This window comes from Halomonas sp. KO116 (genome assembly GCF_000734975.2).
In the GTDB taxonomy this organism is placed as follows: domain Bacteria; phylum Pseudomonadota; class Gammaproteobacteria; order Pseudomonadales; family Halomonadaceae; genus Vreelandella; species Vreelandella glaciei.
The window spans coordinates 1292421-1317265 of record NZ_CP011052.1 but is presented as its reverse complement, the minus strand read 5'-3'; the positions used below and the strand labels follow the sequence as shown (position 1 = coordinate 1317265).

Below are 24845 nucleotides of genomic sequence, written 5' to 3'. Positions count from 1 at the left end.
GACAAATATTGCACACCCTGCTCTACTTTCGGCATTTCCCACGTGGATTAGCGCAAAATCAGCACCGGCAGCTGCGCTTTGCGCAACATCGTGGTGGTAGTACTGCCGACCAACAGGTGACGAATCCGCGAGTGGCCGTAGGCGCCCATCACCAACATATCAATGCCATTCTCTTGTTTATAAGTGCGTAACGTTTCTTCTACTTCGCCCGCTCGAATGGCCCCTTCAGCGGTATGGCCTGCCTCACGTAAGGTTTCCAGCGCCCAGTTTAACTGTGAACGATTTTCTGCGGTTTCAGCGCCCACAATCACCACGTGGCAGGTGGCCCCCTCAAACAGTGGGCTTTTAGCGAGCATCTCCACGCCTTTACGGGCCGTTTTACTGCCATCGAATGCCATCATCACCTTGTGCGGCTGAGTAAACTGCTTCGGCACCATGAGGATTGGCCGGTGCATTTCTCGCACCACCCGTTCAAGATTTGAACCTAGATGACCGCTGGCCTGGTGAGCGGTTTCACCTCGTTTGCCAACCACCAACAAACGCACCTCTTTTTCGTTCTCGACCAGGGTTTCCACCAGCGTGCCGTTGCGCTGCAAGCACTGCGGCTCGGCAATACCGGCGCTAACTGCACGCTCTTTGGCCGCATCTAGCAGCAGGCGGCCACGCTCGCGGGAGACTTTGGCATGCTGCTCTTCAATGCCTGACAGTTTTTCCAGCAGGTGCTCTCGGGTACCTAATCCTAGGTTACCGGTTAAATCGGGCTCGGTGACCTGAGCGTGATTATCGACGGTGTGGATAAAACTAAGCGGCGCATCCAGGGCTTTGGCGGCCCAAGCCGCATAATCACACACACCTTCTGAAAACTGCGAACTATCGATAGCGGCCAACACGCGATCTGACATGGGGTACTTCTCCTTGAGCGGGTGCATCAACATTGTTGTTATATTCTCGTTCTTTTCTACACGAACTGATTGACGTGCGACACCCTAAAACGTTCTTACGTGCTTCGGACGCTATAAAAAGCACATGCTAAACTTAGCAGCCTATTTGTTTAGCGCCTAAGGGGGAAAAGCATGGGTTATGGCTTAACAAACGTCCTATTAGTCGCACTCGGCGGCGCGCTGGGTGGCATGGGGCGGTTTGCGGTTTCCAATTTACTGGCCCGCTATCTCGGTAAGGCCTTTCCCTGGGGAACCCTAGCGGTTAATGCCAGCGGCGCGTTTTTAGCAGGGTGGCTGCTCGGTAGCCTAGGTATCGCCAACGCCCCTTCACCTGTATGGCTATTCACTGTCGCCGGTTTATTGGGTGGCTACACCACCGTTTCTTCTTTTAGTTTGCAGACCATCGAGCTATGGCAAGGCGGCCAGCAGCTGCGCGCCAGTGTGAATGTAGCGGTTACGCTGCTGCTTGGCTTAGCCATGGTCACCTTTGGCTGGTTGTTATCAGGCGCTTCTCTGTCAGGAGCGAGCTTATGAGTGCCTGGAAGGCTTATCTTGCGGTAGGCATCGGCAGCGGTGCGGGCAGCGCGCTGCGTTACGGCGTTTCGCTGTTATCGCAGGCGGCATTAGGGGGTTATTTCCCGTGGGGAACACTCATCGTCAACGTGCTGGGTTCTTGTTTAATCGGCTGGTTGGCCGCCACCTTCTCGCGCTCCCCCCACAGCCCACTCGCTCGCTTACAACCGTTACTGGTCGCCGGGTTTTGCGGCGGCTTTACCACCTTTTCGCTGTTTAGCTTAGAAACGCTGCATTTGGTGCAGGTGGGCAAACCAGCAATGGCGCTGGTTTATATTGTGGTCAGCCTGCCGCTTTGGCTGGGCGCCGCCGTAGTGGGTGAACGTATGGCGCTTTCTCGTTAGCAAAACCGTCAGCCAAGGATGAGCCAGTATGCGCGATCAAATGGAAAAGCATCAGTCTTGGCTCTACCTGCTATTCATTGGTTTGGGATTAGCACTGGGCATCGGGGCGCCGGGATTTGCCGAGCGGCTAGCGCCGTTAGTATGGCCCCTATTAGGCATACTACTGTATGCCACCTTTGCCCAAATCCCCTTACTGAACATTGCCCGCAGCTTCACTGACAAGCGCTTTATGGCGGCGTTACTGTTCGGTAACTTTATCGCCATTCCCGCCTTTTTAGCGCTTTTCGTTTTGTGGCTACCGCTTTCTCCCGCGGTGCTGGCAGGCGTTCTGCTGGTACTGCTGGTGCCCTGCACCGATTGGTTTATCACTTTCACGCATTTAGGCAAAGGCGATGCCGCCCGGGCGATGGCTGCCACCCCGCTACTGCTGCTGGTACAGATGGTTGCGCTACCGATTTATCTTTGGCTGTTTTTAGGCAGTGAATGGTTTCAGTTAACGCTTTCTAAAGAGCTACTGAGTGCCTTTACCGGCCTTATTGTTACGCCGTTAGTGCTCGCTTGGCTGACTGAATACCTTGCCCAACGCCACCGCGGCATCAAACGCAGCGTTGCCTGCCTGGGGCTGCTGCCCGTGCCGCTATTGGCGCTCGTGGTGTTTATGATTGCCGCTTCGCAGGTTCACACTGTGCTCGGGCTTAGCGAGGTGTTGGCTCAGGTCGTCTTTATCTTTATCGGTTTTTTACTCTTCGCGGCCCTGCTGGGAAAAGGGCTAGGCAAGCTGTTTGCATTACCCACCGCTAGCGCCCGAACCCTGGCCTTTAGCTTTGGCACGCGCAACTCCTTTGTAATGCTGCCTATCGCTCTAACGCTACCCAGCGCTTGGCAGGCAGCAGTAGTTGTGATTGTGTTTCAATCACTAATAGAGCTCTTTGGCATGGTGGCATTCTTACGCTGGGTGCCTAGCAAGCTATTGCCAGAGAAAATACATTAACTGATGCGGTGATAGCCCCCCAACACCCCCTTCTTGCTCATCACCAACTGCCAGAGATGGATTTCCCGGGCGCGGAAAGCACCAGCGCAGCTTAATAAGTAGTAGCGCCACATGCGATAAAACCCCTCGCCATACTGGGCTTTAAACGTCGGCCAATGAGCCTCAAAGTTTTGATGCCAAGCCATCAGCGTACGGTCGTAATCAGCCCCAAAGTTATGTACATCCTCTACCACGAAAAGCGCTTCAGCAGCCTCCGTGACTTGCCCCATGGTGGGCAGCTCCCCATTGGGGAAAATGTACTTATCAATCCAGGGGTCGGTGACCGTATTACTTAGATTTTTGCCAATGGTATGCAGCAAAAACAGCCCGTCATCTTTTAAACAGCGGTTTGCGACACTCATAAATTCACGATAATTTTTATGCCCCACGTGCTCAAACATGCCGATGCTGACAATGCGGTCAAACTGCTCGTGCTCATTACGGTAATCCTGCAAGCGAAACTCAACCGGCAAGCCTTTTTTGATCAGCCGCTGCCCAAACTCGGCTTGCTCCTTAGAGATCGTAAGGCCCACGCATTCAACGCCGTAATGCTCGGCAGCGTAGGCCATAAAGCTGCCCCAACCGCAGCCGATATCCAGCACGCGCATACCTGGTTTCAATTGAAGTTTTCGACAAACGAGATCGAGCTTGGCTTCCTGGGCTTCATCCAACGTTTGAGCATGTTTCCAGTAACCGCAGGTATACGTCATACGTTGATCGAGCATGGCAGCATAGAAGTCATTACCCAGATCATAATGCTTTTCGCCCACTTCCCACGCGCGCTTAACCGTTTGACGATTCAGCAGGCGCGAACGTAATGAGTAATACACCAGCTGAGTAGGCTTGATACGCTGCCCAAGCTGGGCACGCATTAAGCGGTAAAACAGCTCGTCTAGTTGCTCAGCGTCCCAATCCCCTTTCATATAGCTTTCGCCAAGCCCGAGGTTACCTCGCGAAAGGGCGCTATCGATAACGCCGGGTGCTTTTAGCTGTATATCCCAGGAGCGTTGGCCATCCAACTGAATATCGGCTTGGGCCAGCAACTCGGCGACAAAACGATGGGAAGGAGAGGCTTCATCGAAGCCAAGAGGGACTGTTCTCTCTAAGATAGGCATATTCAAGGCAGGCTCCTCGCACTATTCCAGTGTGTGAATAGATAACAACCTGACTATCAGCATAGAACCGCATTGCAACATTAGCATTGTTAAATAAGCTACCTTAACGCCAATTAAATACAAAAAACCGGCCACTCAAGAAGCGAGGGCCGGCTGCGGGGGAAATACGCAATGCGAGCTAAACGTTGATGCGCTTTTGCTTATTGAGCCTTAGCGCAAAATCAGTACCGGTATGCGACTACCACGTAGCATGGCCGTTGTAGTGCTACCGACTAGCAGGTGGCGAATACGCGAATGGCCGTAGGCACCCATCACCAGCAGGTCAATGCTGTGCTCTTTTTCGTAGGCTTGCAGGGCTTCGTCTACCTCGCCAGCACGAATAGCGCCTTCGGCTTGGTGGCCCGCTTCGCGCAACGTGCTTAACGCCCAATCTAGCTCGGAGCGGCGCTCTGCCGTTTCTGCCCCCACGATCAGTACATGGCACTCGGTGCCTGCAAACAGCGGTGAACGGGCCAGCATCTCGACGCCTTTTCGAGCGGTTTTGCTGCCGTCAAAGGCCATCAATATTTTTTCCGGCCGCTTGAAGGTTTTCGGCACCATCAGGATCGGGCGGTGCAATTCACGCACCACCCGCTCAAGGTTAGAGCCAAGATGGCCACTGGCTTGGTGGGCAGTTTCACCGCGCTTGCCCACCACCAGCAAACGTATGTCTTTCTCAAGCTCTAACAGGCTTTCCACCAGGGTGCCATTGCGTTGGCGCGTGACGGGGTCGCTGACCCCATCCTCTACTGCGCGCTCTTTGGCAGCTTCCAGCATCAACTTGCCTTGCTCGCGATTCACCTTCGCGCGCTGCTCATCAAGCTCGGAAAGCTCTTTCATCAGCCGTTCGCGGGCACCGAAGCGCAGGTTGCCGGAAAGGTTCTGCTCTTCGGGTACGTCCGAATGGTTGTCGACCACATGCACAAAGGTCAACGGTGCATCCATGGCCAAGCTCGCCCAGGCGGCGTAATCGCAGACGCCTTCGGAAAACTGGGAGCCATCAATGGCGGCTAATACTTGATCTGTCATGTTGCGCTCCTTGCGTTGGTTAGTGGCCGCCCATCAGCTTTTCAACCGCTTCGGGGTCGTTATGAACCGCATAGCGATCCACTACCGTCGCGCTGGCTTCGCTCAAACCAACAAGCTCTACTTCAGTGCCTTCACGGCGGAATTTAATCACGATCCGATCCAGCGCCTGTACGGCAGTCACATCCCAGAAGTGTGCTCGGGAAAGATCAATCGTCACTTTCTCGATACTTTCCTTGAGATCGAAAGCGGCCGTGAAACGCTCAGAAGAGGCGAAGAACACTTGGCCGACTACTTGATATTCACGCTCTTTGCCAGCTTCGATCTCTCGTGAACCGATGTAGAGAATGTTCCCCACTTTGTTAGCGAAGAACAGCGCCGCCAGCAGCACACCGACAAACACGCCGATGGCCAAATTGTGTGTGCTGACCGTCACCGCCACAGTAGCCAGCATGACGATATTGGTGCTGAGGGGGTGTTTTTTCAGGTCGCGGATCGACTCCCAGCTAAAGGTACCAATCGACACCATGATCATTACCGCCACCAGCGCCGCCATGGGTATCTGCGATACCCAATCCGACAGGAAGACCACCATCATCAGCAGCACCACACCGGCGATGAGTGAAGAGAGGCGCGTGCGCCCACCGGATTTTATGTTGATCACCGATTGGCCGATCATGGCGCAGCCCGCCATGCCGCCCAGTAGGCCAGAGCCAATATTGGCAATCCCCTGCCCCTTACATTCGCGATTTTTATTACTCGGCGTATCGGTCAGGTCATCGACAATGGTGGCGGTCATCATCGACTCAAGCAGGCCCACCACAGTCAGCATCAACGCGTAAGGTAAAATGATCCATAATGTTTCCAGGTTCATCGGCACACTGGGCCACAGAAAAACAGGCAGCGTATCGGGCAGTTCACCCATATCGCCGACACTGCGGATATCCATCCCACTGATCATATAGACCGCGGTAAGCACCACAATACAGACCAGCGGTGAGGGAATGGACTTTCCGATGACAGGTAAATAGGGGAACAGGTAGATAATGCCTAATCCGGCCATCGTCATGGCATACACATGCCAAGTCACATCGGTCAACTCCGGTAGCTGTGCCATGAAAATCAAAATCGCCAGCGCATTAACGAATCCCGTAACCACGGAGCGTGACACGAAGCGCATCAAATCCGCGAGTTTCAGGTAACCGGCTATAATCTGCAGGACACCGGTAAGCAGCGTTGCCGCCAGTAGATATTCAAGCCCATGTTCGCGCACCAGCGTCACCATCAGTAACGCCATAGCGCCGGTTGCCGCTGAAATCATGCCGGGGCGACCACCGGTGAAGGCAATAATCACTGCGATACAGAATGAGGCATAAAGACCAACTTTGGGGTCAACGCCTGCGATGATTGAAAAGGCAATCGCCTCGGGAATCAGCGCGAGGGCGACCACGATTCCCGAGAGCGTGTCGCCTTTAATATTGGAAAACCACTCTTGCTTACTATAGAGAGACATTCAGGGAGTCCATGGCTGGAGGTTAAAATATTACAAACCCTCGACGCGACACAGTGGCGCACGCAAGACGCGCGGTATCAGACTAATGAGCCAGTGCTGGAGCAATCTAAGGTTCGGCCCGCCAATCGGCGGAAGAATGGCAATAGCATGCCGTAACGCCATGACAACGCAATTAACGTGTCTAGACGTATCGCTTGGGGAGGGGGAAACCTAGGGCGGAGTCATCAGCCCTGAAGTGGGTAGTACTTGTGTTGAATTTGAGAGGGTCATTACTGTTATGCCTTGCTGTCAGAAGAACGCCTGTCAGAAGAACGCAATGTTAAATCGCGTTGTAATAAGCCGCCGCATTCTAGCAGCAATTATTGCTGACTGCACCCGTCCTACACCCTTTGCAGGGTGCCCTCTAGGTTCAATTTGGCGTACCATTGCGCCACCAAAAGAGATGTCAATTCCCAACTTTTCACGTTGAAGCGGCACGCCATTCTTTACCGAATAAGCCTGCCGATTAAAGAGGAGCAGCACATGAGCCAATCTATTGCAGTCATCAAAGGCGACGGTATCGGCCCCGAAATTATGCAGGCCACGCTACGAGTACTCGACGCGTTAGATTGCGGCTTGACCTACCAACATATTGACGCCGGCCTGGGCGCGCTTGAAAAGCACGGCACGCTGATTCCCCAGGAATCGCTGGATGCCATCGAAAAATACGGCATTGCCCTTAAAGGCCCGCTGACGACGCCGATTGGCAAGGGCTTCTCCTCAATCAACGTACAGCTGCGCCGTCACTTTGATCTTTACGCCAACGTGCGTCCTGCGATTAGCTTCCCCGGCACTAAATCGCGTTACGACGACATCGACATGATCACCGTGCGCGAAAACACCGAAGGCGCCTACCTTTCCGACGGTCAGGAAATGATCGACGACGGCAATACCGGCATTTCGGTGATTAAAGTCACCCGCAAGGGCTCTGAACGTATTGTGCGCTACGCCTTTGAGCTGGCCAAAAACAACGGCCGCAAAAAAGTCACCGCGGTACATAAAGCCAACATCATCAAAACCAGCTCTGGGCTGTTCTTGGACGTGGCACGCGAAATAGCCAAAGAGTATCCAGAGATTGAATTCCAGGAGATGATCGTCGATAACGCCTGCATGCAGCTGGTGATGAACCCGCATCAGTTCGATGTAGTGGTCACTACCAACCTGTTTGGCGATATTCTTTCTGACCTATGTGCAGGCTTAGTCGGTGGTTTGGGCCTGGCGCCTGGGGCAAACATCGGCGAAAAAGCGGCAATTTTTGAGGCCGTGCACGGCTCCGCACCGGATATCGAAGGCAAAAACATTGCTAATCCCTGTGCCCTGCTGCTGGCCGCCGCGCAAATGCTCGATCACCTGGGCATGAACGAAAAAGGCACCGCTATCCGCCAGGGTATCCGTACCGTGCTGGAAACCCGTCGCGACATGGTCACTCCTGATATGGGGGGCACTGGCACTACCGACTCCTTCGCCCAGGCACTGGTTGAATACGTACAGAGCTAGTACCAACAGCGCTAGCAGATACAAAGCTAAACAGCCGGGCTCGCTTGAGCCCAGCCCTAACACGGTCGTTATTTAGTCCAGGTCATTAAAGCGGTAGCGCAATAAGTGCAACGCATTGAGGGTGACCAGCACGGTCGCCCCAGTGTCCGCCATCACGGCTACCCACATGCCGGTAATACCCAGCACCGTAGAGACAAGAAACAGCGCTTTAAAGCCGAGCGCCAAGGCCACATTGGTTTTGACATTGCGCATGGTGGCCCGGGAAAGCGCTATCATTTCGGCAATGCCCACTACGCGGTTTTTAAGCAAAGCGGCGTCGGCGGTTTCAAGCGCCACATCGGTACCGCTGCCCATTGCGATGCCTACTTCTGCTGCCGCGAGCGCCGGTGCGTCGTTAATACCATCGCCCACTTTACCTATCGGCCCAAGCCCTTGTGCCTGCCATTGGCGCACACGCCGGGCTTTATCTTCGGGCATCAGCTCGCCTTCGGCTTCGATGCCCAACTGCTCACCAATGGCGGCCACGGTACGGGCGTTGTCTCCACTTAGCATTACGGCCTGTACGCCTAGGCGCTCAAGCGCTTGGATTCCTTCGCGAGCATCTTCACGGGGCTCATCACGCAAGGCAATCAGCCCTAACGGGCGCTCACTTTCTACCTCTGTTTCTATCAAGACGGCCACGCTTTTGCCCTGCGCTTCCAGCGCGGCAATGCGCTTATCGCCGTCACTGGTGGGCCGGTTGAAACGTTGCAAGTAGCGCGGACTTACCAGCATTAATTCACGCCCATCCACCCGCCCAGCAACGCCATGCCCTGCTAGCGCATGGGCACCTTGCACAGTAGGCAGCGGAGCATCCTGCTGCCAGTGAAAATAATCACTAATCGCCACGGCGAGGGGGTGGCTCGAACCCTGCTCCAGCGCAGCGGCGAGGCGCACTATTTCATCCCGCCTGTTTTTATCAACACTGCCGTCAGCTTCAAAGCTCTCAACATCTGTCACCGTGGGCGTGCCAGCGGTTAGCGTACCGGTTTTATCCAGCGCGACTCGCTTAAGCTTGCCTAACTGCTCTAACACCGCGCCGCCTTTCATCAACAGGCCGTGACGAGCACCCACCGACAAGCCTGCTGCAATGGCCGCGGGGGTCGAGATCACCAATGCACAGGGGCAGGCAATCAACAGCAGCGCCAGCGCGCGGTAGATGGATTCCGACCACAGCATTGGCGACACCAGCGGCGGCACGATCGCGACCAGCAGAGCCACCCCAACTACCGCAGGCATATAGTAAAACGCAAAGCGGTCAATAAAACGCGCCACCGGTGCTTTGGCCGCCTGAGCCTCCTCCACGAGCTTAATCACCCGGGCGATGGTGTTGTTTTCAGCGCTGCGGGTTACCTCAACCTCAAGCACGCCATCCAGATTGACGGTGCCAGCAAATACTGACTCGCCTTCGCCACGCTCACTCGGCACCGATTCACCATTGACTGGCGCTTCATCAATTGAGGAGCGTCCCGCTATAATAAGCCCATCGCAGGGTAACCGGTCGCCAGGGCGCACCTGCACCCGCTGGCCGGGCTGGAGCGAAGCGGCAGCGACATCACGAATGTAGCCTTGCTCCATTAATCGCGCGGTAGAGGGCGTCAGCTTAGAAAGCGCGGAAATACTGCGCCGTGCCTGGGCGGCGGCAACCCCTTCCAGCATTTCCCCCACCGCAAACAGAAACACCACGACCGCGGCTTCGGCGGCGGCGTTAATCACCAGCGCTCCAATGGCAGCGATGCTCATCAGCATTTCAATGGTAAAGGGATTCCCCATCTTCAGCGCCTGCCCAGCACGCTGAACAATCGGCACAAGGCCAACCACCGTCGCGGCGACAAACGGCCAAGTGCCCAGGCTAGGCCAGGCAAATTTAAGCGCCCAAGCAAGCGCCAGCAATACCCCACTGACAAGCACTAAACGCCCTTTAGGCGTTTTCCACCAAGGCGTATGTGTTGTCGCTTCAGCCGTGTCCGCCGACTCATCAATTACCTGGTAACCCAATGCAGTGATGGTCGACTCTATCTCGGAATGGGGCAGCGTTTTCCCAGGCAGCGCGGTCAATCGCACCGAGCCGGCGACAGAACTTGCGGAGACTTCGTCGACATGGTTTAAGCGCGTTAACGCCGCTTCGACTTTACGTTCGCAGCCGCCGCAGTCCATGCCCTGCACGCGCAGGGTGGTGGGCGTGGGCATCGCTTGTGGGGTCTTGTCTTGCGTGGTTTTAGTAGGGGTCGTGTTACTCATCGCATGGAACTCCCTGTTCGACTATCTTAAAGGCAGCGTAATACCTATAGCGACTAGAGGTTCAAGTAATGAAAGAACATTCCCCAGCGCTCTCCCCCACTGAGCGCTATATTGGCATTGGCGAGCTGGCACGCGAGTCCGGCTGCAAGCCAGAAACGGTGCGCTACTACGAACAGATTGGGCTACTGCCTTCAGCACCGCGCAACGAAGGCAATCAGCGGCGCTACACTACTGCTGCTATCCGCCGTTTGACGTTTATTCGCCATGCGCGGGATTTTGGCTTTTCAGTGGAGGCGGTACGGGAGCTGTTACAAATGGCGGATTACCCCACTATGCCCTGCGAAGAGGTAGACACGCTAGCGAAGCGTCACCTAGCCGAGGTCGAGGCACGACTTGCACGACTCACCTCGGTACGCGATGAGCTCAAACGCATGATCAATCAGTGTGCGGGGGGCAATGTTGGCCAGTGCCAGATTATTGACGTGCTCAGCGATCACCGGTTGTGCCATCAAACGGGGCCTCACGGCGGCGCCGATGTCATTGGTTAACGCGCGATCAACCCAGCCACACATCCAAGAACAGCATAATCACCAGACCCATCGCCAAACCAAAAGTGGCTTTTTTCTGGTGCCCGCAGCGGTGAGTTTCGGGGATGATTTCATGACTGATGACATACAACATGGCACCAGCGGCAAAGGCCAGGCCCCAAGGCAGCAGTATTTGGGAAACGCTGACAATACTGGCACCAAATAGCCCGCCAACGGGCTCAATTAGGCCGGTTAGCGCAGCAATCGACCAGGAGCGCCACTTTGAGTAGCCCTCGCCCATTAAGGCGACCGCTACGGCGAGCCCTTCTGGCATGTTCTGTAGGCCAATACCGATCGCCAGAGGCATACCGCCCTCTAACCCATTGGCCCCAAAGCCGACGCCCACCGCCATGCCTTCCGGCAGGTTGTGGATAGTAATCGCAAATACAAACAGCCACACCCGGCGAAGCGATGCAGCCTCCGGCCCTTCGCGCCCCTGGGCAAAATGCTCATGGGGAAGGTGTTCGTTAAGTAGCGCAATCGCGCCCATGCCCAACAAAATAGCGATACACACAATCGCGGCGGGCACAGGGCCACCGGAATAATAGATTTCCGCAGCGTCGAGCGCTGGAATAATCAGCGAAAAGAACGACGCCGCCAGCATCACACCAGCGGCAAAACCCAGCGCCAGATCACGAAATCCCCGGCTAGGTGTTTTACCCAGCAGCACCGGTAGCGCACCCACCGCCGTTAATAACCCGGCGGTTAGGCTGCCCAAAAATCCTAGTAACAACGTATTTTCCATTATTGAGCCTACAGAAACACCCTGCTGAATGTGCCCTTGGCTCAGCGCAATCCACGCAAAATATTATCAACTAATTGTGCGGCCTGACGCTGGTTAGCACCGCTTTTCAGCAGCATGCGCAGACCCGATATAGAAAGGGTTAAGAAGTATGCTGAGCTTTGTACATCACGCTCTAGGGAAATACTACCCTCTTGCTGCGCCTGCTCAATGACCGTAGCAAAAAAATCGGTAATGGCCTGAACACTCTGCACCGCGGCATTCGAAACGGAGGAGCCGCTATTGCCCAATTCGGTGGCCGAGTTAAAGATCAGGCAACCCAGCGCCGCCTGTTCGCTTTGGGCCTGCTGGGCCATGCGTAACAGCAATTGCTCAATAAATTGCCAGGCGCTCGCTTCCTGGGCAAGCGTTGCCCGCAGAGACGCAAGCAGCTCTTCCCGGTAGCGGGTCAGCGCCAATAAAAACAGCGCCTCTTTATTACCATAGGCTTGGTACAAACTACTACGCGATAGCTGCATCGCATCCAGCAAATCGCGCATGGATGTATGGTGGTAACCCGAACGCCAAAAAGCGTGAACAGCGGCTTTCAGCGCTGTTTCAGGATGGTGCTGCAGAGGTCTGCCGAGACTCATTACGAAATCCCAAAAAAGTCGTCATATTACGAGATAGCGTTAACCTACGCAAAGCATCCACAGCGTGGATGCTTTGTATTAGCGCAGCCGTTTAGCTGAATTAATTGAGTAGCTCTTTGACTTGCTTGATACCTTCACGGGCAAGCTGTACCGGGCGGGAATCGCTGATAGTCCAGGCGGCCATCGACCCATCGTACATGGCGATGTTGTCGAACTCGGCGACTTCGCTGAGCACGAACCAGTCGGTAGCGGCCCAGTGACCGGTGTTACAGAAGGCAATCGTGCGCTCGTTGCTATCCAGCTCCACGGCATTGATGCGCGACTGCAGCCCGTCGACGTCCAAGTAGTAAGCACCGTTCTGGTCGTTCAGGTGCGACTGATGAGGCAGGCTCCGCGCACCCGGAATCGTACCGGCGACCCGTGCCGCGGGCGATTGGTTGTCACCGGAAAAATAGTCGGCGGGCCGGGCGTCGACCAGCTGCGCCTGGCTTTCCCGGGCGGCTTCCACGTCCTCGGTTGACGCAATCAGCTCCTCGCGAAGTGTGGCATCGAATTCGGCGGCATCGTATGACTCAGGCTCGCCGCTTGCCACGTCGAAGCCCTGCTGCTCCCAGCCCGCAAAGCCACCGTTGAGGATGGCAACGTCCTCGTGGCCAAGGACTTTCAGCGTCCAATACACCCGCGCCGCACTGCCGAAGTCGGTGGCACCGGTACCGGCGGGCACAATCACCACCGCGCTGTCGTTATCGATACCCAGGTCGCCAATCAGCGTTTCCAGATCGCTCACCTCAGGCATCAATCCCGCAACGCTGTCGCGGGTTTCGCGCCAGCCGTCATCGGTGTAGCTTGAATAACGGCTGCCCGGAATGCGGGCCTCGGCAAAACTCTCGGCATCGCCACCCTCATCGATGGACGAGCGCACGTCCACTACCACAAGTTCCTCTTGATCAAGATGCTCGTTCAGCCACTGGGCATCCACCAGCGGCGTTATTTCAAGTGGCATTTCTTCAAGTGCTAGGGCCTGGGCGGAAAAGCCCACGGCGCCGACCAGGCCCAATAGTAAGCGGGACATAAAACCTCCATTGCGGTCGCGAGCAAAGCTCATCGACCTGATTAAAACAGGCAAAGGAACGATTGGTACATTAATATGATAATGGGTGATATAAAACCATTATTAAAATGCTTTTTTGGCATAACCGTATAGATAAACGTCCCCGTGGTCGTGGCATCGGTGCAAGGCTTGCTTTTGGCGATCGCTGAAAATGTTGTGTAAGCAATCGCGCTGATCGACCACTCACTGGTATTGACCCGACAAGGAGCCCAGGATGAGCGCGCACGCTACTCCCCCACCACGCTTTTGGCTGAGCGGCAAACGCCATGCCGAGCAGGATCTTTTTTTCCGCCAGACGCTGCAAGCCAAGGGGTGGAAAGAGGGAAATGAACAGCACTGGCAGGCGGCGTGGGTCACCGGCATGCCGCCCAGGGCAGCGTTCAAGGCGACGTCTCCCAGCCATGTGATGAACCACATTCCCGGCAACGCCGCGCTCACGGTCAAAAGCCGCCTGCATACGGGGTTGAGAGCGCTGCGCGAACGCACCCGGCGCCACTACGGTGAGGCGCATCCCAACACGGGACGGCTGAATTTCTTCCCGCGCGCCTATGAAATGCCCCACGACTACCCGTCGATGGTCGAAGACGCCGCCGCGCATCCCGAAAAGCGCTGGATTTTAAAGCCGACCAATGCGTCCAAGGGCCAAGGGGTTCAGGTATTGCGCGACCCGACCACCGCGCCGCTGGCCCCCAACTGGCTGGTGCAGGAGTACGTTGCCAACCCGCACACCATCCGCGGCCACAAATACGTGCTACGCCTTTATATGCTGATTGCCAGCATTGACCCGCTACGCGTGTATCTCTACGACCAGGGCTTTGCCAAGCTGGCCTCGGCGCTGTGGAGTCCGGATGACATCGACAACCCCTTTAGCCAGTTGACCAACCCTGACATCAACGCGCTCAACCTGGACGCCGAGATTCCGGTGGAGTTTATCGACCTTGACCGCTATCGCCACTGGCTTCGCGAGCAGGGCCACGACGACCAGGCGCTGTTTAGCCAGCTTCAGGATCTGGCCACGCTCACTGCACTCTCCGGCGTCGAGGCAATGCGCGCCCGCTCCCGGGAAGACGGCGCCGACCCGCGGGGCTGCTACGAGCTGATCGGCCTGGACTGCCTGGTCGACGACCAGCTCAAGCCCTGGATTCTGGAGTGCAACCTGAGCCCCTCGCTGGGCACCTGCGCCAAGCCCGAGCACGGCGGCGTGGTCGAAGAGGCCGTCAAAACCGGTCTGGTCCAGGACATGATCGCCCTGACCGGGCTTGATCAGCCGCCCCGCGACGCGACGACCTTCGATGCCGCTGCGCAGTCGGCCGAGCGTGAACGGGCCGGTGGCTTTGTACCGCTCTACCCGACCCAGGACGGCCATCGCTACCTGCCCTTTGTCGGGCTACCCAGCCTTGCCGATTACCGTTTGGCGGCCGAGCTCGTCCCGCTGAGCCTGTCTTTCCACGGCCAGGACGTCAGCGAGCTGATCGACGGCGAGCGGCTGGCGCTTTACCACCACCCCAGCGGGCGCTACTTCCAGCTTAACGACAGCGCGGCGCTGATCTGGCTGCTGGTCAGCGAAGGCGCGCCGATCGAGACCGTGCTCGAGCAGCTCCAGGCGGCTAGCGGCGGGCAGATCGATGCCGACACCCTTGCCAGCGATCTGTGGGCGACACTCTCGCTATGGTGGCAGCACGGCCTGCTGGCGCCTGGGGATCGCGATACCTCCGCGCCCGACACGGCGTCACCCGCTCGCGAGCGTCCCGCCACCTGGCGCAGTACGTTGTTCTTTGATCAGCGCCGCTGGTCGATCAGCGCGCCCCAGGGCCCCGTGGCAGCGCGCATTGCCGATACACTGGCGCCGCTGCTGGACGCCGACGGCAACGACCAAGATGCCTCGCTGCATGTCCTGGAAAGCGCCAACGGCTATTGCCTGACCAGCGACAGCCGGGTGATTCGCTCGCGCCTGCACCTGGACGACATCGTCCCCGCCATCACCCAGCACTGCTTGTCCCACGCCACCAGTGACAGGCAGTTGGTACTCGACGTTGTCCTGCTGAGTCGGCCGGAGGGGCATGCCGTCTGCATTGTGCCCGCCCAGCAGTCTGCCCAGGCGATGGGCACGCTGAAGGCGGTGGCGGCACAGAACGGCCTTGCCCTGACGCGCGGGGCACGCCTCTCACTGGCCGCACCGGACACCCTGGAACCGCTTAATCTACCGCTTGGGGATGCCGGGTTCCTGTTTCAGGAACGCGGCCCTTGCGTTGGGCTTTTATGGCTTGATGCCGACCCGAGCGACAGCCCGGAGGTGCCGTCGTCACTCGAGTTACTCGGCGCCCTGCTTCCCGCGGCCCTGGAAACAGCAGAGCACCCACAAGGATTAAGCCCTGACGCCTTGACCGCGCTGCAACATATGACCCAGGGCGCGCATTGTGCGCGGTTGGCCAGTACGCAGATCGAGGCCGTAGGCCAGTGGCTTGACCGGACACCGCTTTTACCCTCTTCCCACGCCGCGGTATAGCGGCAGGAAGTCGCGCCATCTGGCGCATTTGCTTGTCACACCAAAAGGAGAAGCCTCATGTCTCAACACGAAGCTAAACGTCGTTTACTGAGCCGTCTAAGCCGCCAGTTCGGCTATACCGCCCCCGCCCTTGCGCTGGTAGCGGGTGGTCTGGCCTTTCAGGCCCAGGCCAACGAACCCACCGAAGGGTTCACCTCAATGCAGGAAGCGCCCATGATGCTGGCGGAAGGCGGCGCTGAGGGCGCCGACGAGGAAGAAATGGAAGGTGAAGGAGAAGCGGAAGGCGAAGGCGGTGCCGAAGCCGGTTAACATCGGCCTTGCCCGCCAAGATAACTGCTTCATGTGCCGGTGTCCGCACCGGCACGCTTCACCGGGAGGCTAACAACCATGTCGACATCATTGCTGTCGCCACTGATAGACGAAAACGTGCAGACGCTCGCGCAGCTCGTCCAACTGCTGGGCCGCGTGACTGCACACGATTACCAGCGCCCGCTCGGCGCCAAGGGCACCCAGTCGCTGGGCAAGCACGTTCGCCATATCCTTGAGCACTACCAAACCCTGCTGGATGCCTGTGCGACGGCACCCAGTCAGGCGATCTTCGACTATGAACAACGCCCGCGGGAAGCGGCACTGGAAACCCAGCCAGGCTATGCGGGTGAGCGCGCTGCAGCACTGCAGGCGGGGCTCGAGGCATTAGCGACCATGCCACACGATGCCGCCCTGACGCTGAGCTATCCGGTTGAGGTGGGTGACGCTGACGATTCGGCGGCACTGCCCACCAGCCTGGGCCGGGAACTGGCGTTTTTAACCAGCCACAGCATTCACCATATGGCGCTGCTGGGTACGCTCTGCGAACAGTTGGGCATCGCGCTGCCCGAACACTTCGGCGTTCACCCCTCCACGCTACGCTACTGGGCGAGGCAGCGCTCCGCCTCTTGAAAACACTCGCCCCTTTTAACTGATAGACAATAAGGCTGTAAGGGTTAACCTCTTATAGTCACTTCTCCTCGGCAAGATTAAAAAAGTGCAAACTGTCGAAAGATTCCTCATGCCTAATATGCTTACTCGTGAGTTAGGCGATTTGCGTCGCGACCAAGACTTGCTTTTTAGTGCAGGGCTACCGTTATCAATCCTTCTCACGATGGTTTTACTGTTCAGACACGCTTCATTGCTTTTTTGTTTGTTCATTGTCAATTACGAACCACTTGTTCCATAATCATTTAGGAAAATTGACGACACAGCAAAAACGATCATTTTTTGATCAGAAGGAGTTTGAAATGACTGATTTTCCATTACATACCGCTGAGAGTGCCCCTAAAGAGGCTCAAGCGAACCTTCAAGCCGCTGAAAAAAAGATGGGTTTTCTGCCTAATATCTTTGCCAAAATGGCGGAAGCGCCGACGCTACTCGAAGCCTATCTAACGCTTGACGGCATTTATGCCAAAACCAGCCTAAGCCCTGTGGAACAGCAAGCGGCCTTGCTCGCCATTAGCGCTGATAACCACTGCGAATTCTGCGTGGCAGCTCATACCGGAGGAATTAAGAAAGCCGGTGCCGACGATGAAATCATCAAAGATTTACGCGCACGCAACACTCCTAACGATGCCAAGCTTGCCGCCATGACGCGCTTTGCCCGACATTTGAACGCACAGCGCGGTTGGGCTGAGAAAACCGAGCTGGACGCTTTTCTTGAGGCCGGTTTTACTCAGCAGCAGGTGCTTGAGCTGGTAATCGCCTGCGCGCTGAAAACACTTTCCAACTACACAAACCACGTTGCGGGCACACCGCTTAATGAAGAGCTTAAGCCATTAGCTTGGGAAGCTCCTGCGTCATAACGCATGTTTGCCTGTGGTTACTGTTGCGACCACAGGTCTGGTTAAGGCATGCCAAAAATGTTGAGCCCATTCGAAAACGGGATCGGTATACCCATGAGGATTCTGCCGTGACGTCCGCCAAGCAATCGACTGAAGAGCACATTGCTATGCTGCGGCCCAAGCTTGTCGCCTTCGCGCGCTTGCAGTTACGCGATAGCGCCGCCGCTGAAGATACAGTTCAGGATACGCTGGTCACCGCGTTAGAGAAGCACCAGAGCTTTTCAGGGCGCTCAGCGTTTGAAACGTGGGTCTTCGGCATTTTAAAAAATAAAATACTTGAGCGCTTTCGTCACGACCGGCGCTACCTCTCTTGGCAAGACGATGAGCTAAGTGATGAGGACTCGTTTGAAAACCTGTTTAAAGAGAACGGGCGCTGGCAAGCTGCCAGCAAACCTACCCCTTGGGGTGACCCCGACCAGGTACTCGAAAACGCAGCGTTTTGGCGCTTAATCGACACCTGTTTAATGGTGTTACCAGATAACACTGCGCAGGTTTTTACCATGCGTGAATTAATGGGACTGACCACACAAGAGATCTGTGAAGCATTAACGCTTAGCGATGCGAACTGTTGGGTGATATTACACCGTGCCCGTCTGCGGCTGCGTGCATGTATTGAAAAAGGCTGGTTAACGTAAATCGTATCGTTCACATCCATTTTTGCCAGCGATACGCTCTATTTTAAAGTTCACATTTGTAAGGAATGCCGCTTAAAGGGCACCAAACATTAGGCGATACATCGTTATGGGCATATGTACCATGGTGAAAGACCCAACGCCAACCAATACTCGTGAGAGGGTTACGCTATGATGATGTGCCGAGAAGCAACGCGTTTAATGTCGCTCAAACAAGATAGAGCACTCACCTTTCGTGAAAGCACCGCACTACGATTTCATCTCTCGATGTGCGGAGCCTGCCGTACCTGTGCCCGCCAATTTGACCTGTTACATAAAATCGGCCGCCACCATCCCGACATACCTCGTGCATCAAACGATAAAGGTGACCGTCATGGCTCGCATTAACCGTATAAATGCAGTCTTGATGATAGGAGCTGTTTTATGCACCTCACCGTTTCTTGTGGGTGCGGCAATCGCCCAGGAAGTACATTTCACCCCTAACCAGATCATGACCTGGCCCACCCGCAGTTTTGAGGGGGAAACCCGATACGCTGTCGTTGAGAAATCAGGCCGTCGGGTGCTGGAAGCCGAATCCCAAGGACAAGCGTCCGCCCGCTACCTTGAACGTGAAATTGACCTAAATGAAACGCCCTATCTGCACTGGTGCTGGCAAGTAAGTAAGACCTACCCGGGGTTGGAGGAAACCACTAAAGCTGGCGATGACTACCCCGCTCGCGTTTATGTTGCGCATAAAACGGGGCTCTTGCCTTGGCAGGTGGAGTCGGTAAATTATGTGTGGGCTTCCACCCAGCCCCAGGGTGCTACCTGGCCCAACGCCTTTACGCAACGCGCGCAGCTAATAGCTCTCCAAAGTGGGGAACAGCGTGTTGGCGATTGGGTAGCTGAGGTGCGCGATGTACGTGCCGACTTCGCAGAACTCTTTAGCAGCTCCCCTAGCTATATTAATGGCATTGCTTTAATGAGCGACGGCGATAATGCAGGGGGTAATGCAACAGCTTGGTTTACCCATTTAGGTTTTTCAAGCACAAAAGATGCCCCCACCTGCCCACAGTAAATGCATATCGGATTATCACAATCGCTGAGCTAGCCACCGCTGGTTTAATTCCCGCCAAACGCTAGACGATTAACCCTTTCTGCTAGGCACTGCAAACCACCTCACCGTTCCCCCGATGACTCGCCACACACCAAATATTTTGTCCCGCCAATTTTTCTCAAACTAATCCCCGCTTCTTGAAGCGGCTGGCTCAGGGCGAGTACATGCAAGTCAAGTTTGAGCGCTTGGACTCTCGTGGTGCCAGCGTATGGCTAGAGGCGACTTACAACCCGATTACTGATAGCCATGGAAACGTAGTAAAAGTGGTCAAGTTTGCCACCGATACCACACGCTCCGTTGTGGCAGCTGAATCCGCCACCCGTGCCGTCACTGCAGCCCAGAGCACATCCTCTCAAACAGAGCAGATCGCCCAAAAAGGTCTTAGCCATCTGCAGCGCGTTGTACATGATTCTGAGCAAGCAGCAATAACATTAGCAGAAGCACAGCAGCTAATCGCCGCGCTTAACAATCAGGCACAGAGTATTAATAGCATTACTGAGTCGATTGCCCGTATCGCTAATCAGACCAACCTGCTATCGCTTAATGCTGCGGTGGAAGCCGCACGAGCAGGTGAACAGGGCGCGGATTTGCGGTGGTGGCTAACGAAGTGCGCCGTTTGGCCAAAGGCTCTAGTGAAGCGGTGGATGAAATTATTAAGGTGCTGAAAGAGAACAGTGCCTTGGTGGAGCGCACTACTCAAGCGATGCAGCAGGTAGTAGAGCTAGGAACATCCGGTCAGTCCAGCGTCGGGGGGAATTGAGATCATCGTAAACGAGATACTCACCGGGGCACGCAGTGTTGCCACGTCTATTGAGCAGCTAGCGCTGGAAGCTTCTTGATTCAATGCAAAAGCCAGCGCATCGGCGCTGGCTTTTGCTCTTTACACCACTCTATTAACGCAGTGGTGTCTTACGCAGGTATGGCAGCACCGTTTCGTATTCGCCATACTTCTGCTTGGCATCGGCGTCGGAAACGCTAGGCGGAATAATCACGTCCTGACCTACCATCCAGTCAGCCGGGGTGGCAACGCCGTGCTTCGTGGTGGTTTGCAGTGCATCCAGGGCACGCAGAATTTCAGCAAAATTACGTCCCACGGTCATGGGGTAGGTCATCGAAAGCTTCAACTGCTTATCTGGCCCGATAATAAATACCGAACGTACCGTGGCACTGTCTGCTGGCGTGCGGCCATCAGGTAAATAGGCATCTTCAGGCAGCATATCGAATAGCTTGGAAACAGTCAGACCATCGTCAGCGATGATAGGAAAATCAACATCGCTGCCGGATACGTTCTTAATGTCGGCGCCCCAGCGTTTATGGTCTTCCACGCCATCTACCGATACACCGATCACCTTGGTACCGCGCTTTTTCCACTCGTCGCTAAGGGTGGCAACAGCACCAAATTCCGTCGTGCAGACCGGGGTAAAGTCTTTAGGGTGTGAAAATAGGATAGCCCAGCTATCGCCAATCCATTCGTGAAATTGAATCGGTCCGTGGCTAGTCTCCGCTTTAAAATCAGGCACGACTGCATTGATACGTAATGACATTGCTTTCCTCCTTAATGGACGTTGAACGCCCTAATACCTTATTTGTCTTTCAACTCCTTCACTATAGTTCATTCAGTGCTAAGACAGCCAGTGGCAAGGCAGCGTTCACTCTGTATAGCCAAGCCCAGTATAATGGCGTAAAAAGCTAACTATACAACATACTACGGCGCCTTGAGGCGCCGTTTTATACCGATAAGCAAAAGGATTACTCAGCCGCTTTGGTGTTTTTATCATCCCGCTTAACGCGCTTGATCCACTGCTGTTTCGCGTAATGCCGCAAATTGGCGACATTGTCGGTCTCATCGACAATATCCTGCCCCAGAATGGTTTCGATAATGTCTTCAAGCGTAATTAAGCCCACAAAGGTGCCGTGCTCATCATAAACCACCCGCATGTGAAGGTGATCTCTGAGCATTGAGGTAAACACCTGCTCTACATTATTTGAAACATCCACGCTACCAATCGGGTGCATCAGCTCACGCATCGTTTTGGCATCGTCTGCATGGTACATATCGGCTTTATGCACATAGCCAAACGCCTGCTCGCCGTTATCCATCACCGGGAAACGCGTAAACGGTGCTTTGCCATACTGCTCATCAAACGCGGAGACGGTCATATCAGGTAGCACCGTTACACACACGGTACGTGGCGTCATCGCTTTGCTTACCAGGATATCGTGCAAGTTGAGCATATTGATGATGGTGCGTGATTCATCCTCATCCAGCACGTTCTCTTCCAGGCCCACACGCGCGAGGACTTTGATTTCATCGCGCAGGTCGACATCATGCTCTGACTTGCCTAGACGGCGCGTAATCTGCTCTGACATCCAGATAAAAGGCAGCAAACCCATAATCATAGGATTTAACAGGCGTGGCAGAAACGGCGATAAACCGCGCCAGTACGTTGCGCCAATAGTCTTCGGAATAATTTCCGACAGGATCAAAATCGCCATTGTCATCACCGCCGAAACGATGGCAATAGAGGCTTCGCCAAACACGACCGCTGCCTGAGCACCCACTGCGGTTGCCCCCACGGTATGGGCAATCGTGTTGAGCGTCAAAATAGCGGCTAGAGGCCGGTCTATATTAGCCTTCAGGCGCGTAAGCGAGGCGTGCAACTTAGGGTTATCTTCTTTCTGCTTAGCAATGTAGCTGGGCGTAATTGAAAGAAGCGCCGCTTCAAGAATGGAACATAAGAACGAGAACGCGATTGAAAGGGTAGCAATCGTGATTAGGAGAAACATGAGGGCCTAGGGTGATGGGTTGTATCGAGTTTATAGGGGCATCATAAGCGGAAGTCAATGGTTATCTATAGCGCACTCGCTACCTGCGCAGAGCTGAACTCAAGCACGCAGCGGCAGAGCAGCCCCGATAGCAACAAAGATACCGCCACAGGTGCGGTTGAACCCGCGGCCAACGCGTTTTAACCAGTGGCGAATGCGGTTGGCCATATTGGCGAGCAGGCCTTCCACGATGCATTCGATAGCCACAAAGGTGCCTGCAAGCACGAAGAATTGCAGCATCAAACTGCCTTGGGGGTCGATAAACTGAGGTAGGAAGGCGCTAAAGAACAGCAGTACTTTGGGGTTGGTAATCGATGCCAATACGCCTTGGCGATACAGGTGCCACCCGCTCGCTCGGCTTGCGTTAATATCAATGTCGCCCGTAATCGGCGGCGAGCGCCATACCTGAATACCCAACCAAATAAGATAGGCCCCGCCGACCCATTTCAGCACGGTCAGCCATACCACCGATGATTTAAGCAATGCACCAATCCCAAACATGCACAGGGCAATAATCAGCATAAACCCTGTCGCACCGCCAACAATGGTAAACAAGGTTTTACGGCTGCCATGCATGGCGCCGTGGGTTAGCGCCAACAGGCCGTTTGGCCCTGGCGAGAGCGAAAGGCCAATGCAGGCGATTAGGTATAAAAGCCAAGTGTCTAACAGCATGGTAATACCTCACCCGTGAAAAATGCGCGCGTCGGGCCAGCATGTCACCGTTGGTGGGCGTTTTCCATTCGTTATTGCACTCTCAATAAGAACGCCTCCCCTTGCTATATAAAGCGGGGGAGGCGCCAGCTAACTACCTTTTACTGCTACAACACGCTTAAGCGAACACTTCAGTCCATTCGCTGCGCTTGGCCAGCAGGTTGCGGGCCAGTTCCTGGGCGCCTTCCAGGCTGTGGCTGGCGGCCCAGCCGCACTGCATTTCGTTGCAGGCGGGTACTTCAGTGGCTTCTAGCACATCGTTCAAGGTTTGTTCGATGATAGTGATCACGCCGTCGTAGTCGTCGTGATTGATCATCGCGATGTAGAAGCCGGTTTGGCAGCCCATAGGGCTGATATCGACGACTTTATCGGTGTGATTGCGCGACAGCTCAGCCATCAAGTGCTCAAGGGAGTGCAGCGCTGGCATCTCCATGTGATCTTTATTGGGCTGGCAGATCCGCAGGTCGTATTTATGGATACGGTCGCCGTTCTGGCCTTCTTTGATGTCGGCTAAACGCACGTACGGGGCTTTTACCTTGGTGTGATCCAGGTTAAAGCTTTCGACGTTCATCTTTTTATCGGTCATGTTGGCTCCTTTTTGCTTAAACCTTTTCGCTTACACCTTTGGCGCATCAAAATTCCATGGCTCATCGGTGTATACGCACACGTTGGCATCTTCAATATCACCATCGGGCGAATCAACGTGCTTGGCGAAGAAGTCTTGAATCTCTTTACGTTGGCAGTGCGCTTCAAACTCTTCACGACTGGCCCAAATTTCATGAAACACGATCGGATAACCGGTGCCCTGGGCAAAGGGATTATCAATCTGGCGCGTTACTGTGTAGTGAATGCAAGCATCTTCCCGGTGCGTATTCGGCTCTAAGGTCTGAAGTGCTTTAAATACCGCTTCTTCCTTGCCTGGTTTGGGTTTAAAGCTGGCAACACAGTAAATTTTTTCTGACATGCTCATATCCTAAGTCGTTAAGCGTGCGTCATTATGCGGCTTGTCTACGCAGGTTCACAACCTAGCGAATAATGCGTTCGGCCAATGCGCCTAAATCGGTCACTGTCATATCGGGCTCAATGCCCCAGGGGTCAAACGGCGCATCCGAATTACGCCGTATCCAGGCGCTGCGCAAGCCTGCATGAGTGGCGCCAATCACATCAAAGGGATTGCTGGAAATTAGCCAGGTGTGTTCTGGGCGGGTTTCCAGGCGGCTACGCAGATGGGAATACACGGCGGGGTCTGGCTTGAAGCGCTTTACTTCATCCGCGCTAATGACGTCATCCATATGGCTCTCAACGCCCGCACGCGTCAGTAGCGTCGAGACGGCATCGGCAGTGCCATTTGAAAACGCCACACAGCGGATGCCCGCATCGCGCAGTTGATCCAAGGCGGGCACGACATCGTCAAACGCAGGTAGCTCACCATACACCGCCATCAAGTGATCGTGATCGTTATCGGAAAGGCCGGTTTGTAGCGCTCGGTCGATAAAGACCAGCGCTTCGCGGGTACATTCAGAAAAGGGCACATAGGCGCCCATCAGGCCGTGGCGGAAGCTGTATTCAAGCTGCTTCTCCCGCCAGCGGCGGGCAAATTCGCCTGCTTTGGAAGCATCGGCCAAGCGTCGTTCCAGCTCAACGGTCACTCCTTGGGTATCAATCAGCGTGCCGTAAACATCGAAGGCTAATACCGGCTGCATCGTGGGCCTCTCTTTTACTATCAATTGG

26 protein-coding genes and 1 pseudogene are annotated in these 24845 nt (G+C 55.2%); 13 read left to right on the top strand and 14 right to left on the bottom strand.

Going from position 1 to position 24845, the window contains the following annotated elements:
- Positions 1 to 47 precede the first annotated feature (47 nt).
- On the bottom strand, positions 48 to 902 hold the full coding sequence (locus KO116_RS06110) for a universal stress protein (RefSeq protein WP_035559000.1): 855 nt from the start codon (positions 900 to 902) through the stop codon (positions 48 to 50).
- Positions 903 to 1073: 171 nt separating this feature from the next.
- On the opposite strand from KO116_RS06110, the gene crcB (KO116_RS06105) reads away from it, so the two are divergent.
- Genes crcB (KO116_RS06105) through KO116_RS06095 form a run of 3 tightly spaced genes read left to right on the top strand, consistent with a single transcriptional unit; the run spans position 1074 to position 2849 of the window.
- Positions 1074 to 1475 carry a fluoride efflux transporter CrcB gene (gene crcB, locus KO116_RS06105; protein WP_035559003.1) on the top strand — a complete coding sequence of 134 codons (402 nt, stop codon included), beginning with the start codon at positions 1074 to 1076 and terminating at the stop codon, positions 1473 to 1475.
- On the top strand, positions 1472 to 1858 hold the full coding sequence (crcB, locus tag KO116_RS06100; protein WP_035559005.1) for a fluoride efflux transporter CrcB: 387 nt from the start codon (positions 1472 to 1474) through the stop codon (positions 1856 to 1858). Before crcB (KO116_RS06105) ends, crcB (KO116_RS06100) begins: the two co-directional genes overlap by 4 nt.
- 28 nt (positions 1859 to 1886) lie before the next feature.
- Positions 1887 to 2849 carry an arsenic resistance protein gene (locus KO116_RS06095; protein WP_035559008.1) on the top strand — a complete coding sequence of 321 codons (963 nt, stop codon included), beginning with the start codon at positions 1887 to 1889 and terminating at the stop codon, positions 2847 to 2849.
- On the opposite strand, the gene cfa is transcribed toward KO116_RS06095, so the two are convergent.
- The 3 genes from cfa to KO116_RS06080 all read right to left on the bottom strand — a co-directional run bounded on the left by cfa (position 2846) and on the right by KO116_RS06080 (position 6581).
- Positions 2846 to 4009 carry a cyclopropane fatty acyl phospholipid synthase gene (gene cfa / locus KO116_RS06090; protein WP_035559011.1) on the bottom strand — a complete coding sequence of 388 codons (1164 nt, stop codon included), beginning with the start codon at positions 4007 to 4009 and terminating at the stop codon, positions 2846 to 2848. The two genes, KO116_RS06095 and cfa, sit on opposite strands and share 4 nt — an antisense overlap.
- Positions 4010 to 4213: 204 nt before the next feature.
- The gene (locus tag KO116_RS06085; protein WP_035559014.1) at positions 4214 to 5071 is read right to left on the bottom strand and encodes a universal stress protein; all 858 of its coding nucleotides are present in this window, start codon (positions 5069 to 5071) and stop codon (positions 4214 to 4216) included.
- Between the two features lie 19 nt (positions 5072 to 5090).
- Positions 5091 to 6581 carry a SulP family inorganic anion transporter gene (locus KO116_RS06080; RefSeq protein ID WP_035559016.1) on the bottom strand — a complete coding sequence of 497 codons (1491 nt, stop codon included), beginning with the start codon at positions 6579 to 6581 and terminating at the stop codon, positions 5091 to 5093.
- 522 nt (positions 6582 to 7103) lie between these two features.
- Between KO116_RS06080 and KO116_RS06075 the strand changes: the two genes are divergently transcribed.
- The gene (locus KO116_RS06075) at positions 7104 to 8117 is read left to right on the top strand and encodes an isocitrate dehydrogenase (protein WP_035559019.1); all 1014 of its coding nucleotides are present in this window, start codon (positions 7104 to 7106) and stop codon (positions 8115 to 8117) included.
- A 72-nt stretch (positions 8118 to 8189) separates the two neighbouring features.
- Here the strand turns inward: KO116_RS06075 and KO116_RS06070 are convergent, their stop codons facing one another.
- Entirely contained in the window at positions 8190 to 10397 is a 2208-nt protein-coding gene (locus KO116_RS06070) for a heavy metal translocating P-type ATPase (protein WP_045812083.1), read from the bottom strand.
- Positions 10398 to 10465: 68 nt separating this feature from the next.
- Between KO116_RS06070 and KO116_RS06065 the strand changes: the two genes are divergently transcribed.
- Entirely contained in the window at positions 10466 to 10945 is a 480-nt protein-coding gene (locus KO116_RS06065; RefSeq protein WP_035559021.1) for a MerR family transcriptional regulator, read from the top strand.
- A gap of 7 nt (positions 10946 to 10952) precedes the next feature.
- Here the strand turns inward: KO116_RS06065 and KO116_RS06060 are convergent, their stop codons facing one another.
- From KO116_RS06060 to KO116_RS06050, 3 genes are all read right to left on the bottom strand, one after another.
- Positions 10953 to 11729, bottom strand: coding sequence for a ZIP family metal transporter (locus KO116_RS06060; protein WP_035559024.1), 777 nt, complete (start codon positions 11727 to 11729; stop codon positions 10953 to 10955).
- Between the two features lie 41 nt (positions 11730 to 11770).
- Complete coding sequence (locus KO116_RS24085; protein WP_052703731.1) at positions 11771 to 12358, bottom strand: TetR/AcrR family transcriptional regulator; 588 nt, start codon at positions 12356 to 12358, stop codon at positions 11771 to 11773.
- A gap of 100 nt (positions 12359 to 12458) precedes the next feature.
- The gene (locus KO116_RS06050; protein WP_035559027.1) at positions 12459 to 13430 is read right to left on the bottom strand and encodes a sulfurtransferase; all 972 of its coding nucleotides are present in this window, start codon (positions 13428 to 13430) and stop codon (positions 12459 to 12461) included.
- Positions 13431 to 13683: 253 nt separating this feature from the next.
- Between KO116_RS06050 and KO116_RS06045 the strand changes: the two genes are divergently transcribed.
- The 8 genes and pseudogenes from KO116_RS06045 to KO116_RS06015 all read left to right on the top strand — a co-directional run bounded on the left by KO116_RS06045 (position 13684) and on the right by KO116_RS06015 (position 20337).
- On the top strand, positions 13684 to 15975 hold the full coding sequence (locus tag KO116_RS06045; RefSeq protein ID WP_052703730.1) for a PqqD family peptide modification chaperone: 2292 nt from the start codon (positions 13684 to 13686) through the stop codon (positions 15973 to 15975).
- 57 nt (positions 15976 to 16032) lie between these two features.
- Positions 16033 to 16284 (top strand): hypothetical protein, encoded by a 252-nt coding sequence (locus KO116_RS06040; RefSeq protein ID WP_035559031.1) that lies wholly within the window; start codon positions 16033 to 16035, stop codon positions 16282 to 16284.
- Positions 16285 to 16362: 78 nt separating this feature from the next.
- The gene (locus tag KO116_RS06035; protein ID WP_035559034.1) at positions 16363 to 16914 is read left to right on the top strand and encodes a DinB family protein; all 552 of its coding nucleotides are present in this window, start codon (positions 16363 to 16365) and stop codon (positions 16912 to 16914) included.
- A 338-nt stretch (positions 16915 to 17252) separates the two neighbouring features.
- Positions 17253 to 17810 (top strand): carboxymuconolactone decarboxylase family protein, encoded by a 558-nt coding sequence (locus tag KO116_RS06030; protein ID WP_035559037.1) that lies wholly within the window; start codon positions 17253 to 17255, stop codon positions 17808 to 17810.
- A gap of 107 nt (positions 17811 to 17917) precedes the next feature.
- A complete protein-coding gene (locus KO116_RS06025; protein WP_035559041.1) occupies positions 17918 to 18484 on the top strand; it encodes a sigma-70 family RNA polymerase sigma factor in 567 nt (188 codons plus the stop codon).
- A 168-nt stretch (positions 18485 to 18652) separates the two neighbouring features.
- Positions 18653 to 18868 carry a zf-HC2 domain-containing protein gene (locus KO116_RS26265; RefSeq protein ID WP_082072554.1) on the top strand — a complete coding sequence of 72 codons (216 nt, stop codon included), beginning with the start codon at positions 18653 to 18655 and terminating at the stop codon, positions 18866 to 18868.
- The gene (locus KO116_RS06020) at positions 18855 to 19538 is read left to right on the top strand and encodes a DUF3047 domain-containing protein (RefSeq protein WP_035559043.1); all 684 of its coding nucleotides are present in this window, start codon (positions 18855 to 18857) and stop codon (positions 19536 to 19538) included. Before KO116_RS26265 ends, KO116_RS06020 begins: the two co-directional genes overlap by 14 nt.
- Before the next feature lie 203 nt (positions 19539 to 19741).
- Positions 19742 to 20337 (top strand): annotated as a pseudogene (locus KO116_RS06015) (methyl-accepting chemotaxis protein).
- Between the two features lie 133 nt (positions 20338 to 20470).
- Here the strand turns inward: KO116_RS06015 and KO116_RS06010 are convergent.
- From KO116_RS06010 to KO116_RS05985, 6 genes are all read right to left on the bottom strand, one after another.
- A complete protein-coding gene (locus tag KO116_RS06010) occupies positions 20471 to 21121 on the bottom strand; it encodes a peroxiredoxin (protein WP_035559046.1) in 651 nt (216 codons plus the stop codon).
- Between the two features lie 205 nt (positions 21122 to 21326).
- Positions 21327 to 22364 carry a CNNM domain-containing protein gene (locus tag KO116_RS06005; RefSeq protein ID WP_035559050.1) on the bottom strand — a complete coding sequence of 346 codons (1038 nt, stop codon included), beginning with the start codon at positions 22362 to 22364 and terminating at the stop codon, positions 21327 to 21329.
- A 99-nt stretch (positions 22365 to 22463) separates the two neighbouring features.
- On the bottom strand, positions 22464 to 23075 hold the full coding sequence (locus KO116_RS06000) for a LysE family translocator (protein WP_035559052.1): 612 nt from the start codon (positions 23073 to 23075) through the stop codon (positions 22464 to 22466).
- Between the two features lie 157 nt (positions 23076 to 23232).
- Positions 23233 to 23700: an S-ribosylhomocysteine lyase gene (locus tag KO116_RS05995; protein WP_035559056.1), complete on the bottom strand. Its 468-nt coding sequence runs from the start codon at positions 23698 to 23700 to the stop codon at positions 23233 to 23235.
- Between the two features lie 30 nt (positions 23701 to 23730).
- The gene (locus tag KO116_RS05990) at positions 23731 to 24078 is read right to left on the bottom strand and encodes a putative quinol monooxygenase (protein ID WP_035559059.1); all 348 of its coding nucleotides are present in this window, start codon (positions 24076 to 24078) and stop codon (positions 23731 to 23733) included.
- Positions 24079 to 24139: 61 nt separating this feature from the next.
- Positions 24140 to 24817, bottom strand: coding sequence for a haloacid dehalogenase type II (locus tag KO116_RS05985; RefSeq protein ID WP_008956293.1), 678 nt, complete (start codon positions 24815 to 24817; stop codon positions 24140 to 24142).
- Positions 24818 to 24845 lie beyond the last annotated feature (28 nt).

Excerpts from the sequence above, each read along its gene's own strand:
- KO116_RS26265 (WP_082072554.1), top strand. The coding sequence starts at position 18,653 with ATGATGATGTGCCGAGAAGCAACGCGTTTAATGTCGCTCAAACAAGAT.
- KO116_RS06045 (WP_052703730.1), top strand. The coding sequence starts at position 13,684 with ATGAGCGCGCACGCTACTCCCCCACCACGCTTTTGGCTGAGCGGCAAA.
- KO116_RS06040 (WP_035559031.1), top strand. The coding sequence starts at position 16,033 with ATGTCTCAACACGAAGCTAAACGTCGTTTACTGAGCCGTCTAAGCCGC.
- KO116_RS05985 (WP_008956293.1), bottom strand. The coding sequence starts at position 24,817 with ATGCAGCCGGTATTAGCCTTCGATGTTTACGGCACGCTGATTGATACC.
- KO116_RS06095 (WP_035559008.1), top strand. The coding sequence starts at position 1,887 with ATGCGCGATCAAATGGAAAAGCATCAGTCTTGGCTCTACCTGCTATTC.
- KO116_RS06030 (WP_035559037.1), top strand. The coding sequence starts at position 17,253 with ATGACTGATTTTCCATTACATACCGCTGAGAGTGCCCCTAAAGAGGCT.
- KO116_RS06050 (WP_035559027.1), bottom strand. The coding sequence starts at position 13,430 with ATGTCCCGCTTACTATTGGGCCTGGTCGGCGCCGTGGGCTTTTCCGCC.
- KO116_RS06070 (WP_045812083.1), bottom strand. The coding sequence starts at position 10,397 with ATGAGTAACACGACCCCTACTAAAACCACGCAAGACAAGACCCCACAA.
- KO116_RS24085 (WP_052703731.1), bottom strand. The coding sequence starts at position 12,358 with ATGAGTCTCGGCAGACCTCTGCAGCACCATCCTGAAACAGCGCTGAAA.
- KO116_RS06085 (WP_035559014.1), bottom strand. The coding sequence starts at position 5,071 with ATGACAGATCAAGTATTAGCCGCCATTGATGGCTCCCAGTTTTCCGAA.
- KO116_RS06080 (WP_035559016.1), bottom strand. The coding sequence starts at position 6,581 with ATGTCTCTCTATAGTAAGCAAGAGTGGTTTTCCAATATTAAAGGCGAC.
- KO116_RS06010 (WP_035559046.1), bottom strand. The coding sequence starts at position 21,121 with ATGTCATTACGTATCAATGCAGTCGTGCCTGATTTTAAAGCGGAGACT.
- KO116_RS06035 (WP_035559034.1), top strand. The coding sequence starts at position 16,363 with ATGTCGACATCATTGCTGTCGCCACTGATAGACGAAAACGTGCAGACG.
- KO116_RS06110 (WP_035559000.1), bottom strand. The coding sequence starts at position 902 with ATGTCAGATCGCGTGTTGGCCGCTATCGATAGTTCGCAGTTTTCAGAA.
- KO116_RS06075 (WP_035559019.1), top strand. The coding sequence starts at position 7,104 with ATGAGCCAATCTATTGCAGTCATCAAAGGCGACGGTATCGGCCCCGAA.
- KO116_RS05995 (WP_035559056.1), bottom strand. The coding sequence starts at position 23,700 with ATGACCGATAAAAAGATGAACGTCGAAAGCTTTAACCTGGATCACACC.
- KO116_RS06065 (WP_035559021.1), top strand. The coding sequence starts at position 10,466 with ATGAAAGAACATTCCCCAGCGCTCTCCCCCACTGAGCGCTATATTGGC.
- KO116_RS06020 (WP_035559043.1), top strand. The coding sequence starts at position 18,855 with ATGGCTCGCATTAACCGTATAAATGCAGTCTTGATGATAGGAGCTGTT.
- KO116_RS06060 (WP_035559024.1), bottom strand. The coding sequence starts at position 11,729 with ATGGAAAATACGTTGTTACTAGGATTTTTGGGCAGCCTAACCGCCGGG.
- KO116_RS05990 (WP_035559059.1), bottom strand. The coding sequence starts at position 24,078 with ATGTCAGAAAAAATTTACTGTGTTGCCAGCTTTAAACCCAAACCAGGC.
- KO116_RS06005 (WP_035559050.1), bottom strand. The coding sequence starts at position 22,364 with ATGTTTCTCCTAATCACGATTGCTACCCTTTCAATCGCGTTCTCGTTC.
- KO116_RS06000 (WP_035559052.1), bottom strand. The coding sequence starts at position 23,075 with ATGCTGTTAGACACTTGGCTTTTATACCTAATCGCCTGCATTGGCCTT.
- crcB (WP_035559003.1), top strand. The coding sequence starts at position 1,074 with ATGGGTTATGGCTTAACAAACGTCCTATTAGTCGCACTCGGCGGCGCG.
- crcB (WP_035559005.1), top strand. The coding sequence starts at position 1,472 with ATGAGTGCCTGGAAGGCTTATCTTGCGGTAGGCATCGGCAGCGGTGCG.